The sequence below is a fragment of the Flagellimonas aequoris genome (assembly GCF_003584165.1).
GTDB lineage: Bacteria > Bacteroidota > Bacteroidia > Flavobacteriales > Flavobacteriaceae > Flagellimonas > Flagellimonas aequoris.
Window position 1 is genome coordinate 171573 of the sequence record NZ_QXFJ01000007.1, and the last position, 18136, is coordinate 189708.

Consider the following 18136-nt stretch of genomic DNA (forward strand, 5'->3'; position numbering starts at 1 on the left):
AATTATGATTCATAAAATACCACCTTTTGTTAGCACGATGACTCTTTTGGTATCCGTGTTGATTCTTTCATCCTGCAGCGAGCAATACGACCTGCTTATTCTGAACGGAACCGTTTATGACGGCAAGGGAGGGGAACCCGTTGTGACCGATATTGCCATCAAAGATTCCATGATCGTGGCCATGGGAGATTTGGATAATGTCAAGGCGCTTCGCATCATTAATGCCGAAGGATTGGCCGTTTCCCCTGGTTTTATCGATATGCATGCCCATTTAGAACCGATTATGGAACTGAATTCCTGCGAAAGCCATGTAAGACAAGGAGTGACCACCGCGTTAGGCGGTCCGGATGGTAGCTCGCCCTACCCCATGAAACCTTTCATGGACAGTCTTCAACAAAAGGGTATTGGCATGAATGCCGCCTTTTTGGTGGGCCATAATACGGTAAGAAGAAATATCATGGGACTCGAAAATAGGGCTCCTACTCCCGAAGAACTCAAAGCTATGGAAGCAGAGATCGACAGTGCTATGAAAGATGGGGCGTATGGTATTTCCACTGGCTTGAAATACTTGCCCGGGGCCTTTTCCAAAGTGGATGAAGTCATCGACCTTTCCAAAGTGGCCTCCAAATACGGGGGCATCTATACATCCCATTTACGGGAGGAAGGACTGGGACTTTTCGATGCTGTGCAAGAAGCCATCCAAATTTCCGAGGATGCCGATATTCCCGTAATCCTTACCCATCACAAAGCCATTGGAAAGCCTATGTGGGGAAAGAGTGCCCGAACCTTGGCCATGGTAGATTCCGCAAGAGCAAAGGGATTGGACATAAAAATGGACCAATACCCTTACGCAGCCAGTTATACCAGTATTTCGGTGCTTATCCCAAGTTGGGCAAGGGCTGGTGGTCAAGAAGAATTCAAGGCACGGGTGGAAGACCCAGTACTTCGTGACAGTATTAAAAATGGGATTGTCTTTAATATTTTGAACGACCGGGGCGGTTCAGATCTGGACCGAATCCAATTCGCGAAAGTAGAGTGGGCCCCAGAACTGGAAGGAAAAACATTAAAGTATTGGTGTGAACAACACAATTTGGAGCCCTCCGTGGAAAATGGGGCGGACTTGGTCATCAAGGCTCAATTGAACGGTGGGGCATCCTGTGTATACCATGCCATGGCCGAAGAAGATGTGGAGCGCATCATGAAGCACCCCATGACCATGATCGGTTCGGACGGGCGTTTGGTGGAACCAGGTATGGGTCACCCACACCCCCGTTGGTATGGCACCTTCCCAAGGGTATTGGGACGTTATGTGAGGGAAAAGCATACCTTGGAACTTTCCGAAGCCATACGTAAAATGACCTATCTGCCAGCCCAGAGCCTCAATCTTACAGACCGTGGACTCATCAAGGAAGGGATGAAGGCAGATATCACTATATTCAATCCAGAGACCATCATCGACAAAGCCACTTTTGAAAAACCTCATCAATACTCCGAAGGCATCGAATATGTTTTGGTGAATGGAGGGTTGGCCGTGGATGAAGGTGAGTTCAAGGATATTAAATCAGGAAAAGTATTACGTAAACAATAGCACCTCAACATGATGAAAAAAACTACAATAGCATTTGTTCTTGCCTTAGGAATGGCAACTTGCATTCTTAACGCACAAGAAACTCCAACCATTGAAAAGCAGTATACCAAGGAAATTGAAAAATTGACCAAAGCCAAAAAGGTCAAGGCTGCCTTCGAAATTATCAAGGGTCAAATGGACCAGACCACAGCGGACCTCATTACCCTTACGGAAGTGTTGGCACCTCCTTTCATGGAAGATGAAAAAGGAAAGGTATTCGCCAAAATGTTGGAAGAAGCTGGTATTGACAGTATCTGGACCGATAAAGTCGGAAACGTCATCGGCCTCAGAAAAGGAACCTCAGGCGAATCAGGATATGTGGGTGTGGATGCCCATTTGGATGTGGTTTTTCCCGAAGGCACCGATGTGACCGTTCAAAAAGTGGGCGATACGCTCAAAGCCCCCGGAATCGGGGACGACACTAGGGCTTTGGCCATGCTCATCAGTATGTTGAAGGCCATGAACAAGGCCGATATCAAAACCGGAAAAGATGTATTGATCGTGGGTTCTGTTGGTGAGGAAGGCCTAGGTGACCTTCGTGGCATGAAATATATGTTCAACGAATCCGGGTTGGACATCGATTCATGGATTGCCATTGATGGTGGCAGTATGGGCAGAATCAGCAATGCTGGACTGGGTTCCAAACGCTACAAATTGGAAATCAAGGGAAAAGGAGGCCACTCTTGGGGGGCCTTCGGTTTGGCCAATCCACATCATGCCTTAGGTAAGGCCATCGATGTTTTTTCCGAAGCAGCTTGGGACTACACTTCCGGGGATATTCCCAAGACCAGTTTCAATGTAGGTCGAATTGGAGGTGGTACTTCTGTCAATTCCATTCCCTTTGAATCTTGGGCGGAAATAGATATGCGGGCCATCGACCCCAAAAATTTGGATGAAATTGAGGCTATCTTGAAAAATTCCGTGGAGAAGGCCATTACAGCGTATAATGCCAGTGGTGTTAAGGGGGAAGTAACCTATGAGCTGATTAAGATCGGGGACAGACCTTCTGGCGAGTTGCCTGGTTCCCTACCCTTGATCCAACGTACCATGGCCGCAACCCAGTACTTTGGTGTTGTCCCTAGTTTGGGGCGTGGTTCCACCAATATCAACATACCTGTTTCCAAAGGAATTCCATCGGTATGTATCGGTCGTGGTGGAAAAGGTGGCGGCGCCCATTCCCTACACGAATGGTATTTGAACGACGAACCAGGGGATGAATCCATCCAATTGGCTTTATTGGTCACCTTGGCCCAGACAGGATTGGAAAAATAAGGTGATGAGAATTTGGAACCCTAAAATAGTAAGCTGTTTTCTTTTCCTCTTGTGGGCCGCTACATATGGCCAACTGGATACGGAAAAAGAAGCGCAAATCGATAACCTGTTCCAAGCATGGAACAAGCCCAATCACCCTGGAGGCGCCATAGCCATTATGCAAAGCGATAAGGTGGTGTACTCCAAAGCCTATGGATTGGCCAGTATGGAATACTTGGTACCCAATTCCACGGGAACTTTGTTCAATGTGGCCTCAGTTTCCAAACAGTTCAGTGCATTGGGTATTGTGCTATTGCAGGAACAGGGTAAACTATCCATTGATGATACCATCGACAAATACATTGATGGACTTGCTCCTTTTGGCAGTAAGATTACCATCCGTCAGATGATGCACCATACCAGCGGCCTTCGGAGCCTCCATGCCCTCTTTGCCTTGGCAGGATGGCGTAATGACGACTCGCGGACCAATGCAGATCTAGATCGAATCATGGCACTTCAAACGGAACTTAATTTTGAGCCGGGTTCCGAGTATCTCTACTGCAACACAGGATATATGTTCTTGGCCAACATTATTGAAAAAGTGACCCATAAGTCCTTTATGGATTTTATGAAGGAAGACATTTTCATTCCTTTGGGCATGCACGAAACCTATGTGGAAGATCGCTACGATCGGATTGTCCCGAACAACGCTACCTCCTACTATACCCAAAGAAATGGCTTTATCCGAGCGGTGGAGTATTGGGGTTATGTGGGTTCTGGCAATATGCACACCACTACGGCAGACCTATTAAAATACCTGAAAAACTATTATGATCCGCAACCTGGATGGGAAAACATATTCCGAACCATGCAGACCTTAGACCCCTTGAACGATGGAAGTTATCTAGAGTACGCTTTTGGTGTGAATGTAGACAAACTATATGGTAAAAAACGGATTACCCATGGCGGTTCCATTGGGGGTTTCCGTTCCAATGTAGCGGTATTCCCAGAGGAGAAAACGAGTATTGCCATCATCACCAATTTTTCATCTTCGGGACCTGGGGGCAAATCCAATGACATTGCCGGTATTCTATTCGGCAAGCCCGCTCCTTTTAAAAAGTTGAAGGTGGCGAAAATTTCAAAGTCGACCATGGAATCCTATGCAGGTGATTATTGGGATGATGACACCTATGAAGAACAGCAAGTCACCATAAATGGCGATACGTTGTTTTTGGGCCGCAGAACCGCTTTTCTTCCTGTTGCCGAAGGAAAATTTGAAGCCTTGGATTCCCAAAATGGCACCAAATTGGAGTTCCATGAAAATGAATTTGACTACATCCCAGGCTCCAATCGATCACTTCATTTTAAAAAATTCAAAGAAGAACCCCTAACCGATGCCGATGCAGCAGAATATGTGGGAGCTTATTACAGTCCCGAGATCCATACCTCCTATTCCATCTTTTATAGGGAAGGTAAGTTGTATGCCTTTCATATACGATTTGGTGAATTGACCCTCACGCAAAAATTCAAGGATTTATTACAGGGTGAATATCCATTGAGCACATTAAAATTCAAGCGTGAAAATGGAAAGATTACCGGAGTTTGGATTTCCGATGGCAGGGTACGAAACCTATGGTTTGAAAAAACGGAATAACACAATTTGGTCTTTATGGCCTTATAAAAAGGAACCCCCGCATGTAGCAGGGGTTCTTTTCTTTTTCAATCAGCAATTTTCATCCTCAATTTTCCAATCGCCCGGAATCAAGGGCCATGGATCGTATCAAATTGACACGTTCGGTAAGTTCCTGTCCAAAAAGTTGGACACTAAGGCGCTCCGCTTCAAGGACCTGACGTTCGGCATCCACCACATCAATATAGTTTACCAATCCCTTTCTATATCGTTCATTGGTCAATAGGGCAGCGTCCCTTGCGGCCACCACGAACTCCTGTTGCGCCAACAACTGTTCCCGTATCCAATGCAAATTGGAGAACGCATTTTCTACCTGTTTGTAAGATTGAAGCAGGTTTTGCTCATAATTTCTATGTTCCTCATCCAATTCACTCTTTCTCAACTTAATCTCAGCGCGCTTCTTACCTCCTTCAAATACAGGAAGAGAAGCCGTAACACCCGCAAACCAGGTCCTGCTATCCCTTTCTATAAGATTGTCCGAAGCTCCGGAAAGATAACCGTAAGCCCCACTCAATTGGAATGAGGGCAACAATTGTTTCTTTTGATTGACCAGCATTTTTTCCGCTGACTCTATCATCAATTTTGAAGCCCGTAAATCCGGTCTGGTAACCACCAATGAATCTTTCCTCAAAAATTCAACATTGGGTGGAAGATATTGGATGTTGGCATGGGGCACCTCAAACGTACTGGCATCCTCCCCGACCAACGTGGCCAAAATGAGTTCTATTTCGGACCTTAATCTTTGGGTGTTTTTGAGTTGCACCTGTACCGAAGCCAATTCGGTTTTTGCCCTAAGTTCATCGATTTGGCTCACCAGACCTGCGTTGTAACGCGTTGAAGCTATCTCCAGATTATCGAGTCTAGTTTTTTCCGTATGCTTCAACAAGTCGATTTCGGCATCCAAACGGACCATTAAAAAATAATTACTGGCCACTTCGGTGGTGACTTCCAATACTATCTGTTTGCGGTTTTCTTCCGTGGCTTTATAGAGCAGATTATTGGCCTCCAAATTGTTGAAATTTTTCCCAAAAACATCCAATTCATAGGAAGCCGTGACCGGAGCTTGGTAGGTACTCAAAGTTGCCGGTCCCAGTTGCCCTCCAAATGGATTGGGTCGGTTGGCCGAAAACTCCTGTCTCGTGAACGATGGTTCCACCCGAATGGTCGGGAACATAGTCGACATGGCGATATGTTTGTTGGCCTTGGCCTGGTTCAGTTTGGCCAACGCGATTTTTAAATCAAGGTTCTGCTCGAGGGCCTTGCTTTCCAAAGTATCAAGAGCTGGATAGCCAAAAGATTTCCACCACTGTTTATCTTGTGTGATGGGCCATACATTTTGACTTATGGTATCATTTCCAATATACAGTACCACAGTCTCTTTGGATGTATCCCGCCATCTCCATTTAGAAGTATCCATCTCCTGCCCATGGGCAGAGAGCACCCCAAAAAGGATCAAAACGGATTTTATAATTGTTCTTGAATATTTCATTCCTGTTATTAGTTTAATTCGATTGCCTTTGTTTTTCTTTTCCCAATATTTCTACAGAGCACATAAAAAACCGGTGTGAACAGTAAACCAAAAAAGGTTACTCCCAACATTCCACTGAACACTGCCGTTCCCAAGGAGCGTCTCATTTCTGCCCCGGCCCCGGATGCCAATACCAAGGGTACAACACCCAAAATGAAGGCAAATGCGGTCATTAATATGGGACGAAGTCTTAATCGAGCCGCTTCCATGGCCGCTTTTTCCAAAGGATATCCTTGGTCTTCCAACTGCTTGGCAAACTCCACTATTAGGATGGCATTTTTACTGGCCAATCCCACAAGGACCACTAATCCAATCTGGGTAAGGATGTTATTGTCCATACCCACCAATCCAATGCCCGTCATGGATGACAGCAAACACATGGGTACAATCAGGATCACGGCCAAGGGAAGTACCCAACTTTCATATTGTGCTGCCAACAAGAGGAACACAAACAAGACGGCCAACCCAAAGGCAATCCCTGCGGTATTTCCTGATTCTTTTTGTTGATAGGCCAGTTCAGTCCATTCATAATCAATTCCCTCGGGCAAGATTTGGTCAGCCAAGCGTTCCATGGCTTCAAGGGCCTCCCCTGAGCTGTAGCCAGGGTTAACGTTACCCGAAAGTGCCAATGCCGGGTAAAGATTGTATCTGGGTACCCGTGCTGGTCCCGAAATATCCCTTAACTGGCCTACAGCACTCAAGGGTACCATTTCACCATTCCTGTTCCGTACCCTTATCCGGGTAAGGTCTTGGGGAGTATATCGATATTCCCCATCTGCTTGTGCCGTTACCCTGAACGTTTTCCCCTGCATGTTAAAGTCATTCACAAAGGCAGAACCCATGTACACTTCCATGGCACTGGAAATCTCTTCGATTGGCACTCCCATGGTCTGGGCTTTCTCCTTGTCCAGATCAAAGAACAATTGTGGTGAACTCGAATTGAAGAAAGTGAAGACACTGTTGAGTGCAGGGTCTTGGTTGGCTGCCGCCATGAGTTGATACCCAGCCTGCAACAACTGCTCCGTACCCAATCCCCCACGATCTTGGATCATCATTTTGAATCCACCTGCGTTTCCAATTCCGCGAACCGGAGGAGGAGCCACCACCACGGTAAAGGCATCGTCAAAAGGAGCCAACTTTTTGGTCAGCTCTTGCTGTAATCCCTTAAAGGTGATGCCTTTTTTCTTACGGGTCTCAAAATCCTCCAGAGCCGTGAAAATGGCCCCGGCATTGGAGGAGTTCGTAAAGGTAGCCGCATCAAAACCTGTGAAAGCCACGGCATTCTTCACCCCATCAATGGTTAAAACACTGTCAATGGCCTTTTGCATTACCTTATCGGTCCGTTCCAAAGAAGAACCGGGAGGCAATTGGATAATGTTGATGAAATAGCCTTGATCCTGTTCCGGAATAAATCCTGTAGGTATTCGGCTAAAGGCAAAAACGGTTAGCACGATTAGTCCCACATAAGAGAGCAATACCCATTTGCGCTTCGCGATAAATTTTTGGGTAATATTCCCATACTTCAACGATACCCAATCCATGACTTTATTAAAGCCAGAAAAGAACTTGGGAACAAAACCGAACCTTGCTGTCGCCACTTTTTCATGGTCTTCTTCCTTATGTTTTTTCATGACGATGGCCGCCATTGCAGGACTCAACGTAAGTGAGACAAATACAGAGATCATAGTAGCCACGGCCACGGTAACACCAAATTGACTGTAGAACGCTCCACTGATTCCTTTTAGGAATATGGTTGGCAAGAACACAGCAACCAATACCAATCCCATGGCCACCAAGGCTCCTCCTACTTCATCCATGGTCTTTCTTGCCGCTTTTTTAACGCCCATGCCATCCCGAAGGTTCCGCTCCATATTTTCCACGACCACAATAGCATCATCCACCACAATACCAATGGCCAGTACCAGACCGAAAAGGGTCAAGTTGTTCAGGGAATATCCCAATCCCTGCATCACTGCAAAAGTTCCAATAAGGGATACGGGTATCGCCAAAATTGGTATGATGGCGGCCCTCCACGTCTGGAGAAACAAAATGATTACCAACACTACAAGGATGATGGCTTCGTAGATAGTCCCTCCAACCTCGTCAATGGACTGCGCAATGAATTCCGTTGGGTTGTAGGCAACTCTATATTCCACCCCTTTTGGAAAGTCTTTGGAAACTTCCTTCATGGTATTTAAAATGGCATCCGCGGTTTCCAATGCATTGGTTCCCGGTCTTTGAAACACGGGAAGCGCCACGGCAGGGTACTTATCCAGATATCCTTTGGTGGCATAACTTGCCGAACCCAATTCCACCCGACCAATGTCCTTCACCCTTACCAACTGGCCTCTATCCCCGTTTCTAACAATAATGTCCTCAAATTCCTCTTTGGTATTGAGCCTACCCTGGGTCTGTATGTTTACCTCAAAGGCATTCTGATCCATTAAGGGTTGTTGGTTCAAGGTACCACCGGCTACCTGGACGTTCTGTGCCCTCAAGGCACTGAGTACCTCGTTGGGCGTCATGTCCATACTGGCCATTTTATCTGGGTTGAGCCAAATTCTCATCGAATATTGATCCCCACCAAACATCCTTACATTTCCTACCCCGTCAATCCTTGAAATCTTGTCGATGATCTGGAAATTGGCATAGTTGGCCAGATAGGTTTGGTCATACGTATTGTCAGGAGAAATCATGTGGATGACCAACATAAGGTCCGGAGAACTCTTCTGTGTGGTGATACCGAGTCGTCTTACCTGTTCGGGCAATCTAGGCTCGGCAATGGCCACTCTGTTCTGTACAAGTACCTGTGCTTGGTCCACATCAACCCCTTGTTTAAAGGAGATGGTGAGGTTCAGCAACCCGTCGTTGGTTGCTTGGGACAACATATAGATCATCCCCTCCACCCCGTTGATTTCCTGCTCCAATGGCGTGGCGACGGTCTTGGAAATGGTCTCCGCGCTCGCCCCTGGATACGCAGCGGTCACTACCACCGTAGGGGGAGCCACTTCCGGATATTGTGACACCGGAAGCGAGAAATAAGCCAATCCCCCAAGGATCATCAAAATGATGGAAATCACAATGGAAAGGATGGGCCTTTTTATAAAATTATGCGTGAATTTCATATTGAAATATTGGTTTTTTGATTTACTATGTATTTGTTGTTCCTTTTGAATTTTGAAAAGACCTGCCCTAGCTTGCCCCATCTATAATGGGACAAGCTTGTATAAAAGGGCTTTGTAATGTGAAATACTTACAGGCCTGTTCAAAAAGGATATTGGATGCTTACATGGCTGCCAAAGAGGTATCAGGTTCAACCTTGAAGGTCTTTTGTTCCGGTTTGATCTGAATTCCCGGACGAACTTTGAGCAAATTACCACTGATGACCTTATCGCTAGATTCCAGACCACCCAAAACAATTCTGTACTTGTGGTTGTACAACTTGCCTATCTGGATGGGTTTTACCTGAACCGTATTATCCTCACCTACCGTATACACTATTTTTTGTGATTGATTGGTAGTGATCACTTCTTCGGGAATCAGTAAGACCTCGGTTTCTTGTCCCAACAATCGCATGCGCCCGAACATCCCTGATTCAAGTTCCATGTTCTTGTTGTCAAAAACTGCCCTTCCTCGAATGGTACCAGTGGTTTGGTGGATTTCGTTATCCACAAAGTCCATATAGCCGACCCTGTCATAGGAAGTTTCATTGGTCAACTTTACCAACACTTGCTTTTTATCGGTTGAAGCTTTTCCATCACTGGCTCCAGCATTTCCAAAGAAATCCGTTTCACTGGCATCAAAATAAAAGTGCATAGGGGTCACTTGAAGGATCGTGGTCAAAAGGCTGGCATCTGCCGACCCTCCTGAAATATAGTTTCCCGGATCCACATATTTTTCACTGACCTTTCCACTGATCGGTGCTTTTATGGTGGTGTACGAAAGATTCAATTGCGCTTCGGCCAACCTAGCGTTTGCTGCCATTAACCTAGCCTCAGAGGATTTCGCAATCTGTTTGCGCTGTTCTACCTCTTCCATGGAAACTGCCCTGGAATCCTGTACGGACGAAACACGATCATAATCACTTTTAGTTCTTTGCAGATCTGCCTCGGCTTGCAATTTTTCGGCCTCCGCTTGTTTTAAGGCCGCATAAAATGGGCGTTGATCCACAATAAAAAGCACTTGACCCTTTTCTACAAAGTCGCCATCCTTGAACTTAACGGATTCCACGTATCCGTTTACCCTAGATCTTACCTCTACTCTTTCCGAAGCTTCAAAACGCCCGATGTACTCATCCCAATTGGTAATCTTTTCAGTAGATGGGAGAATATAGGGTGTTGCCATAGCAACCACCTTCTGTTCCGCAGCGTTGGAATCGGCGCAAGATGTCAGTATCGACCCAAGGATTGCCATAACGCATATGGCCAAAACTGTCTGTAAATTTTCCTTTTTCATGGTGTTGTTGTTTTTGGTTATAATGATTGATAATGCAAATACCCAAACCCCAATACAGGCTTGGTATGATAAAATTGTTTTAATGTTTAAATGAAAAAACCCTGTCACGAACCGATCGGTCGGCCGTGATATGGTCAATGTCCAAGAACAAAAGTTTGTCTAGATGATGTGCTTTCGTTGTTTAATTGAGCATACGATAATCGTTCGGGGAATACCCCACTCGTTGTTTGAACAGTCTCGTAAAATGCTGCGGGTATTTGAACCCGAGTTCATAGGCAATCTGGCTTACTGACTTTGTGGTATCAAAGATGCGCTCCTTGGCCACATCGATCAATTTTGTCTGTATATATTCCTGTGCGGTCTTACCTGTTTCCTTTTTGACCAGGTCCCCAAAATAGTTGGACGACAAGTTGAATTCGGAAGCAAAATACCCAACCGAAGGGAGACCAATGTTTTTTGGATTATCCGATGTAAAATAATCGTTCAGCAAACCCTCGAACTTATTGAGGACTCCTTGATTTTGATTGTCCCTTGTGATGAACTGTCTGTCGTAAAAACGCAAACAGTAGTTCAGGAACAATTCAATCGTTGAAACGATCAGTGTCTTGCTATGCTTGTCAATGGCCTGTTTTAGTTCAAATCCAATTTTTGAAAAGCAGTCCAGCACAATTTCCCGTTCACAATCTGAAATATGCAACGCCTCATTCACTTGGTACGAAAAAAAGTTATAGTCATTGATATTTCTGCCTAAAGAAGTCCCTTTGATCAAATCAGGGTGAAATGCCAAGGCATGCCCCTTGGGTTTCATCTTTTTGCACGCCTTTTTTGACAATTCCTCTGGTTTTGGCGATCTACCGGCCACTTGGCCAGGTCCCATGAACACCAATGTACCCTCCTGGTAATCATAATAATGTTTCCCGTATTGCATATCCCCACACTTCACATCCTTCAGCATAACTAAATAGAAGCCAAAGTTCATTTTGGATGGCATTTTGGGTTCTACTTTTGAAAAGTCGATCACAGAGACCAAAGGGTGTTCTGTTTTTACCCCATAATGCTTGTTATATTCACAAATGCTGTCGAATTTTATGATCTTTTCCATGGGTACTGTTGCTTTACTCCAACCAAAGTTAGATCATTATCTTAGTTATGGTACACCCTACGGTAATAATGGTATGCTTTCGGTAATATGTATAACTTTTACTACTCTACAGTTGTAATTTTGGAGTATCACAAAAGTATATCAAACTCATTTTAAGCAAAATACACTCTTATTTTTTATAATTTGGGAAAAGCAAAAATTTATACTTACGGTGAGGGGTGAGTGTTATGAAGCGCTTAGGAGGTGAAAACAAGCCTATGGGAGGGTGTCGAAAATAAAACTTTGGCCTTGCATTTGCCTTGTCAATATTAGTCTTCAAATCAAGACTGAACAAAATAAAGATATCTCGCCGATAGTGAAAAAATGCTAAAATAACCTTTAATCCCTATTCAAGAATTGTGTGTTTGGGGTTTAAGACAGTTTGAGGTCAATTGATTTTGAATCAATATCTCGGTACCGCGAATACCCCTTCAGAAACCACCAAAGTATTCAATAATTCTACGGTTCCACCACTTAGGTCATACAACAAAAGTGTTCCGTAAAAAGTACCACTTATCTTGGTCTCTGTTATTTCGGTAAAGGTTACCGAAGCCAATTCATAAAGTGCGGTTGGTCCTGTATTCAATGCTGCTGAGTACAGATTTCCCTGCTCGTAATAATAGCTCATCAAGAAAACGGAGCTAGGGGTACGGTCACCCTCGCCAACAATATTGGTATAGTCAACTCCTGTGACAATGTCCGCGGAATCGCTCAAAAAAAGAGTCACTCTATTGAGAGGGTTTGTTTCAAAAATGTTCTCAATTCCAACAATGCTTGCAACATAATTTCCTGTCCCACTATCAAAAAGAATGGACCCCGTCAGGTTTATTTGGGATTCGGGTAGATAGTCATAGGATATTTGTGAACCGTCCACCTTAAACCGGAAGTAATATTCGCTTTGTTGATTTCCATTATCATCGGAATCATCCGATGAGCAACCCAACAGGACCAATAGGGATGCCAGTGCCAAAAAAAATCCTCTACCCTTCATTTTTGTTGCCATTCTTGTTCTTGGAGGAATCCATGAAATATCCTATGGCACCTCCTATCAACATAAAGACCACTACCCCGATCAGGGCATCCCAAATAATGTCCATCCCATTACCTACGTATCGGTCCACCTGGTCCACAATGGTTACAAAATTTTTAAGGTAGCCTGTAATGCCCCCAGCCATTTGTTGCACCATATCGGATTGAAAATGGTAGCTAAATGGGATACCCAACAACGCCCCTATCAGGGCAAAGGTCACCATCTTGCCCGCCATTTTGTTCAAAATCAAATAAAATCCCAAATAGGCCACTATCCCAAAAGGGATGAACAATAAGGTGAGTACAATGAAGGCAATCCGGATGACGACGGGTTGCAGGCTTGTTTTTAGTGCCAATTTGCTGCAAACGCCCAGAAGGGTTCTTTCAGGGCGGGTGAAGTATTGGGTTATCTTTTGTGTATCCATTTGGTTGCGGTTATGATTACGAAGATTGAAATTAAAGAAGGGCTGCATTCCTGTAAACTGTAAATGATTATCTGCATGAACCTTCTTATTTTATGCTGTATCTCATTTATTCTTTGCGAAAATGTGTATTTTCATTTTGCCTTCATCCAGATTAAAGGGTTGCGATATGAAATACCTCAAAACATTGATGTTGTTTTTGGTTGTTGTGCATTCATACGCCCAACAATTTCAGATAGAACTAGATTCCCTTTCCCAAAAAATCGCTTCAAGCCCAATCAGCAATAAAGAAACCATCGACCTTAGAAACCAATATACCAAGCAAGCCCTTTTTGCCAATCCTTCCGATACTACACTCTTGTCATTTTCAAAAAAAACGGTAGACTTGGCAACGGACTTGAGATATTGGAAAGGACTTTTGTTGGGATATGAACGTGTGGCCTTGGTATATCAATATTCCTTCTCCAATCCGTACAAAGCATTGGAATATTATCACAAAGCCTTGGATCTTATGGGAAAGGACAAGGACTTGCAAACGCTTGGATGGAGCATTTATGGAGGTATAGGCACCCTGTACTATGAGCAGGAAGAATACGACAAGGCCTTGGAACAGTTCAGAAAGGTATTGCATAACGATAAAAATCTTGAACTTACTGCAACGGCCAACATCGCCAATATTTTTGGCTCTCTGTACCAATTGGATTCGGCCATATATTACTACAACAGGGCTTTAAATCTTGAACAAGTGACAAACAACCCAACCTATAGGGCCAATCTGTACAGCAACCTATCCTTGGTCTATAGTCAGGCAAATCAAATGGACTCCGCTTTGACATCAGCAGAAAAGAGTATCGGCCTTATTGAGCAATATGGAATTGAGTTCGTTCGTCCCACTGCTTATGCGAATGCATCTATGGCCTATTTGGGCAACAAGGATTATGATAATGCCGAGCAATACGCCAACGAAGCATTACAACTAAGCGAAGCTCAAGGAAATATTTTTCTTCAAAAGTCAGCTTGGGGCACACTTGCCGATCTGTATTCAGCCAAAGGAGAATTTTCCAAGGCGTTGGAAGCCTACACCAAATTTTCTGAGTTGAAGGATAGCCTCAACAACCAGAACAGGCGGGTAGAGATCAACCGTAGTCAGTTGGAGTTCGAATTTGAAAAAGAAAGGGCCATTGCCCAAGCGGAGATAGATAGACAATCTACCATTAAAACGGCTTCGCTCTTAGGCGGAGGCGGTCTGTTGGCAGCATCTGTTTTCGGATTTGTACTCTACAAAAGACGAAGGGATGCCGTGGAACAAAAAAAAGAAGCAGAATTCAGGGCTCTGGTAGCCGATACGGAATTAAAGGCGCTCCGAGCGCAGATGAATCCGCATTTTATATTCAATTCCCTCAATTCCATTGGGGATTATATCCTTAAAAACGACAACGAAACGGCACTGGAATACCTTACCAAATTTGCAAAGTTGATGCGGATGGTGCTCGAGAATTCCGAAACCAAGACCATACCTTTGGAAGAGGATTTAAAGTTTCTTGAACTCTATCTTCAGGTCGAAGCCAAAAGACAACCCGGTAAATTTTCATACGTCATTGATGTTGATGAAGGACTTGATGCTGAAAATACCTTGGTTCCCCCATTGCTGTTACAGCCCTTTATAGAAAACAGCATTTGGCATGGGTTTCGTGACAAGGATGGACAAGGACACATACTGATCTCCATTAGGGAAAAGAACGAAATGCTCCTGTGTTCTGTAGAAGACAATGGGACAGGCATACATGAAAAAACAAAAGAAAATAGCTCAAAAAAATCCTTTGGGGTTTCCATAACAGAAAATCGATTGGAAATCCTGAACAAACAACAAAACAAGAAAGGTAAACTGCAGATTGTAGATTTAGGTAGTCAAAAAGGTACCCGGATTGAAATCAGCATACCCCATGAACGTTTTTTTTAAATGGAACCGCAACTTATATGAAAGTAGCCATTGTAGATGATGAACAACATTGCATTGACCATTTGGTGGCATTACTAAAACCGTATGGTTCCAAAGTGGACCTATCTTGTTTTGGCAGTGCCGAAGAGGCTATTAAGGGTTTGGATTCCATCCATCCCGATATTGTTTTTATGGACGTTCAGCTCCATGCAAAAACAGGGTTTGATGTGTTATCCTCCCTCCCAAAACGTGATTTCAGCCTCATCTTTACCACTGCATATGAAGCTTATGCCATTGAGGCTTTCAAGTTTTCCGCCATTGACTATCTCCTAAAACCAGTGGACAAGGACGATTTTGAAATGGCTCTTCAAAAAGCTATGGAAAAGGTGGAACAATCTCAACTCCATGATCGGGTCAAGGTACTATTGTCGCATATTTCAACGGAAAACAACCCTAAACGCATCAGTATCCCCTCCAATGATGGCTATGCATTTCTGTCGATCGAGGATATTGTTCGGTGTCAGGCCGATATCAACTACACCCATATTTTCACCGTTGATGGCAAAAAATATACGGCATCCAAGACCTTGAAACATTTTGAAAAACTCTTGGAAGGCCAACACTTTTTCAGGATCCATAATTCGCACCTGATCAACTTACATTATGTGACTTCTTATCATAAAGATGGATATGCCACCCTAAAGGATGGCCTTAAATTGGAAGTCTCTACCCGAAGAAAAGAGGCTTTCATCAAAGAATGTGGTAAACTCTAATTAATAGAAAGGTGAAAATTTAACCTATTCCACTTGATACCCAATAAAGGCTATCTTTTTGCTATCCGGACTCCAAGATGGTACATTGATGGTTCCCTGTCCGCCAAAAAACACAGGTGTCAGATCCTTGATTTCTTTAGTCTCCAGATTCATCAATCGGAGTTTCACGTCCTTTCCAAATAAATGGTCCTGCTTTTGATCCGAGGTATAAGCAATATAGGCCACCCATTTATTATCTGGGGAAACATGGGGAAACCAGTTGGAGTTTTCATCAAATGTCAATTGTTCCGGATCACTCCCATCCACTTTCATACGCCACAATTGCATATGACCTGTTCGGTATGAATTGAAATAGATGTATTTACCATCAGGTGAATATTCAGGTCCATCGTCCAATCCTTCGGTAAGGGTAAGTCGGGTTTCTTCTCCCCCGTTCACATCAATGGTGTAAATATCGTAGTTACCGTTCCGCTCGGCACAATAGGCAAGAGTATTCCCATCTGGGCTCCAACCGTGCCAATAAGAAGGCACTTGGTCGGTAACCTTTCTTGGTGCACCTCCTTCCATGGGAAGTATAAATATTGCAGATTTATAGGATTTTGGTGATGGATTTTCCTTGTCATTACTGCTCACCACCAACCACTTGCCGTCTGGTGAAACCCCGTGATCGTTATTGCACGCAACAGCCGACCCTGTATAGAGGACTTCCATACTGTTTTGGGAAATATCATAGGTATAAATAAATCCGTTGCTGTTCATGATCAAATAGCCATCCGGATGCCAGTTGGGTGCTTCAAAGTGTTGGTTCAATTTTAGAATGGTATCTATTTTACCTGTTTCAATATGAACAGATTGCACAAAACTTATGACATTCTTTCCTGTTTGACCGTGGACAATACAGGTGAAAAGAAATGCTAGAGAAAAAAATAAACGAAAACCCATGTTAATAAAGGTAGGAAAAATGGATGAACACATTCCCAAGCCATTCCTGTCCATATCTACCTCAACTTAATTTTTCCTTGAAAAAATCCATGGTGCGCTTCCAGGCCAATTCGGCTGATTCCTTATCATATCTCGGTGTTGTGGTATTATGGAATCCATGGTTCACATTGGGGTAGACGAAAGCAGAATATTCCTTGCCATATTCTTTGAGGGCCGCTTCGTAAGCTGGCCATCCGGCATTTACCCTTTCATCCAAGCCTGCATACTGTAACATCAAGGGGGCATTGATCTTGTCGATATCTTCCGTAGGTTGACCACCATAAAAAGGTACGGCAGCAGCTAAATCAGGTATTTTAACCGCCATCATGTTCGATATCCATCCCCCAAAACAAAAACCGACCACACCGATTTTACCACTGCAAACCTCATGGGCTTTCAAATACTCAAAAGCGGCGATAAAGTCTTCCAACATTTCATTGCGATCTCTTTTTCGTTGCATTTCCCTCCCTTCATCATCAATGCCCGGATAACCTCCAAAAGGAGTAAGTGCATCAGGAGCAATGGTGATAAATCCTTCCAAAGCGGCTCTTCTTGCCGTATCCTCAATATACGGGTTAAGACCCCTGTTCTCATGAACCACCACAATTCCTCCCAGTTTACCCTTGGCATCCTTGGGTTTTGAGAGCAAAGCTTTCATCTCTCCACCTCCCTTTGGAGAATTGTAGGTGATGTAACCCGAATCGAGATTGGGGTCGTTCTTGTCCACCAACATGGTATCCACATAATTTGGCATTAAAAAGCTCATCAAAGAAGCTACGGTAATTCCTCCAACTGCATACAGTCCCAATTTTTCAATGAATTCCCGACGTTGGATCTTGTTATGGGCGTAATCATCATATAGGTCGAACACCTCCTGTTCGATGTCCTCTTTTTTTAGTTCTTTCATGTTCTATTTTGTTAGTATTACTTCATTAAATTAACATTTTATCCAGATAATCAGAAGTGTCCATTTCGGTAATAAGTAGCTTAGTAAAAACTAATTATGAATTCCTTTCAACCAATCACTGATCCAAATATATAAGTGAACAAAAATTCAATCTCATTCCAACAACCCAAATCTTTGGAATTAAGTTTTGTGTGATTTCCATTAAAAAAGACTTGTCTTATTTTCCCATCTACATTTAAATATCCTATTCTTCAGAACCTGTCTTCATCAATCTCCAACATCTTACCAGTGAAGCCCAATGATGGGTCTGGAGAATTGCTATTGATTTCAAAAAATACTTTGGATTTCAGTTATTTAAGATAAGAAAAATTGGATATACATGTATTTCGTCAG

The 18136-nt window shown here is 43.7% G+C and carries 13 protein-coding genes; 5 read left to right on the plus strand and 8 right to left on the minus strand.

All coding sequences use genetic code 11. The features are described 5' to 3' along the window. Positions 1-4: 4 nt before the first annotated feature. The 3 genes from D2U88_RS00790 to D2U88_RS00800 are packed head-to-tail and all read left to right on the plus strand — an operon-like array spanning position 5 to position 4532. Positions 5-1588: an N-acyl-D-amino-acid deacylase family protein gene (locus D2U88_RS00790; RefSeq protein WP_119638396.1), complete on the plus strand. Its 1584-nt coding sequence runs from the start codon at positions 5-7 to the stop codon at positions 1586-1588. A gap of 12 nt (positions 1589-1600) precedes the next feature. After that, the gene (locus D2U88_RS00795) at positions 1601-2899 is read left to right on the plus strand and encodes a M20/M25/M40 family metallo-hydrolase (protein WP_119638429.1); all 1299 of its coding nucleotides are present in this window, start codon (positions 1601-1603) and stop codon (positions 2897-2899) included. Between the two features lie 4 nt (positions 2900-2903). After that, positions 2904-4532: a serine hydrolase domain-containing protein gene (locus tag D2U88_RS00800; protein WP_182859073.1), complete on the plus strand. Its 1629-nt coding sequence runs from the start codon at positions 2904-2906 to the stop codon at positions 4530-4532. A gap of 85 nt (positions 4533-4617) precedes the next feature. Here D2U88_RS00800 and D2U88_RS00805 read toward each other — a convergent pair whose 3' ends face one another. From D2U88_RS00805 to D2U88_RS00830, 6 genes are all read right to left on the minus strand, one after another. Further along, a complete protein-coding gene (locus tag D2U88_RS00805; protein ID WP_119638398.1) occupies positions 4618-6057 on the minus strand; it encodes an efflux transporter outer membrane subunit in 1440 nt (479 codons plus the stop codon). 8 nt (positions 6058-6065) lie between these two features. Next, entirely contained in the window at positions 6066-9221 is a 3156-nt protein-coding gene (locus D2U88_RS00810; protein WP_119638430.1) for an efflux RND transporter permease subunit, read from the minus strand. A gap of 160 nt (positions 9222-9381) precedes the next feature. Continuing rightward, complete coding sequence (locus tag D2U88_RS00815; protein WP_147378493.1) at positions 9382-10551, minus strand: efflux RND transporter periplasmic adaptor subunit; 1170 nt, start codon at positions 10549-10551, stop codon at positions 9382-9384. A gap of 181 nt (positions 10552-10732) precedes the next feature. Then, positions 10733-11653: a helix-turn-helix domain-containing protein gene (locus D2U88_RS00820; RefSeq protein WP_119638400.1), complete on the minus strand. Its 921-nt coding sequence runs from the start codon at positions 11651-11653 to the stop codon at positions 10733-10735. 442 nt (positions 11654-12095) lie between these two features. After that, a complete protein-coding gene (locus D2U88_RS00825) occupies positions 12096-12695 on the minus strand; it encodes a hypothetical protein (RefSeq protein ID WP_147378494.1) in 600 nt (199 codons plus the stop codon). After that, a complete protein-coding gene (locus D2U88_RS00830; RefSeq protein WP_182859074.1) occupies positions 12673-13146 on the minus strand; it encodes a PspC domain-containing protein in 474 nt (157 codons plus the stop codon). Before D2U88_RS00830 ends, D2U88_RS00825 begins: the two co-directional genes overlap by 23 nt. A 166-nt stretch (positions 13147-13312) precedes the next feature. On the opposite strand from D2U88_RS00830, the gene D2U88_RS00835 reads away from it, so the two are divergent. Further along, positions 13313-15103 carry a tetratricopeptide repeat-containing sensor histidine kinase gene (locus D2U88_RS00835; protein WP_182859075.1) on the plus strand — a complete coding sequence of 597 codons (1791 nt, stop codon included), beginning with the start codon at positions 13313-13315 and terminating at the stop codon, positions 15101-15103. A 17-nt stretch (positions 15104-15120) separates the two neighbouring features. Beyond that, positions 15121-15855 (plus strand): LytR/AlgR family response regulator transcription factor, encoded by a 735-nt coding sequence (locus D2U88_RS00840; RefSeq protein WP_119638404.1) that lies wholly within the window; start codon positions 15121-15123, stop codon positions 15853-15855. 24 nt (positions 15856-15879) lie between these two features. Here D2U88_RS00840 and D2U88_RS00845 read toward each other — a convergent pair whose 3' ends face one another. Together D2U88_RS00845 and D2U88_RS00850 are read right to left on the minus strand one after the other, a co-directional pair. Then, complete coding sequence (locus tag D2U88_RS00845) at positions 15880-16713, minus strand: TolB family protein (RefSeq protein ID WP_235855689.1); 834 nt, start codon at positions 16711-16713, stop codon at positions 15880-15882. Positions 16714-16858: 145 nt separating this feature from the next. After that, positions 16859-17743 carry a dienelactone hydrolase family protein gene (locus D2U88_RS00850; RefSeq protein WP_119638405.1) on the minus strand — a complete coding sequence of 295 codons (885 nt, stop codon included), beginning with the start codon at positions 17741-17743 and terminating at the stop codon, positions 16859-16861. Between the last annotated feature and the right edge of the window lie 393 nt (positions 17744-18136).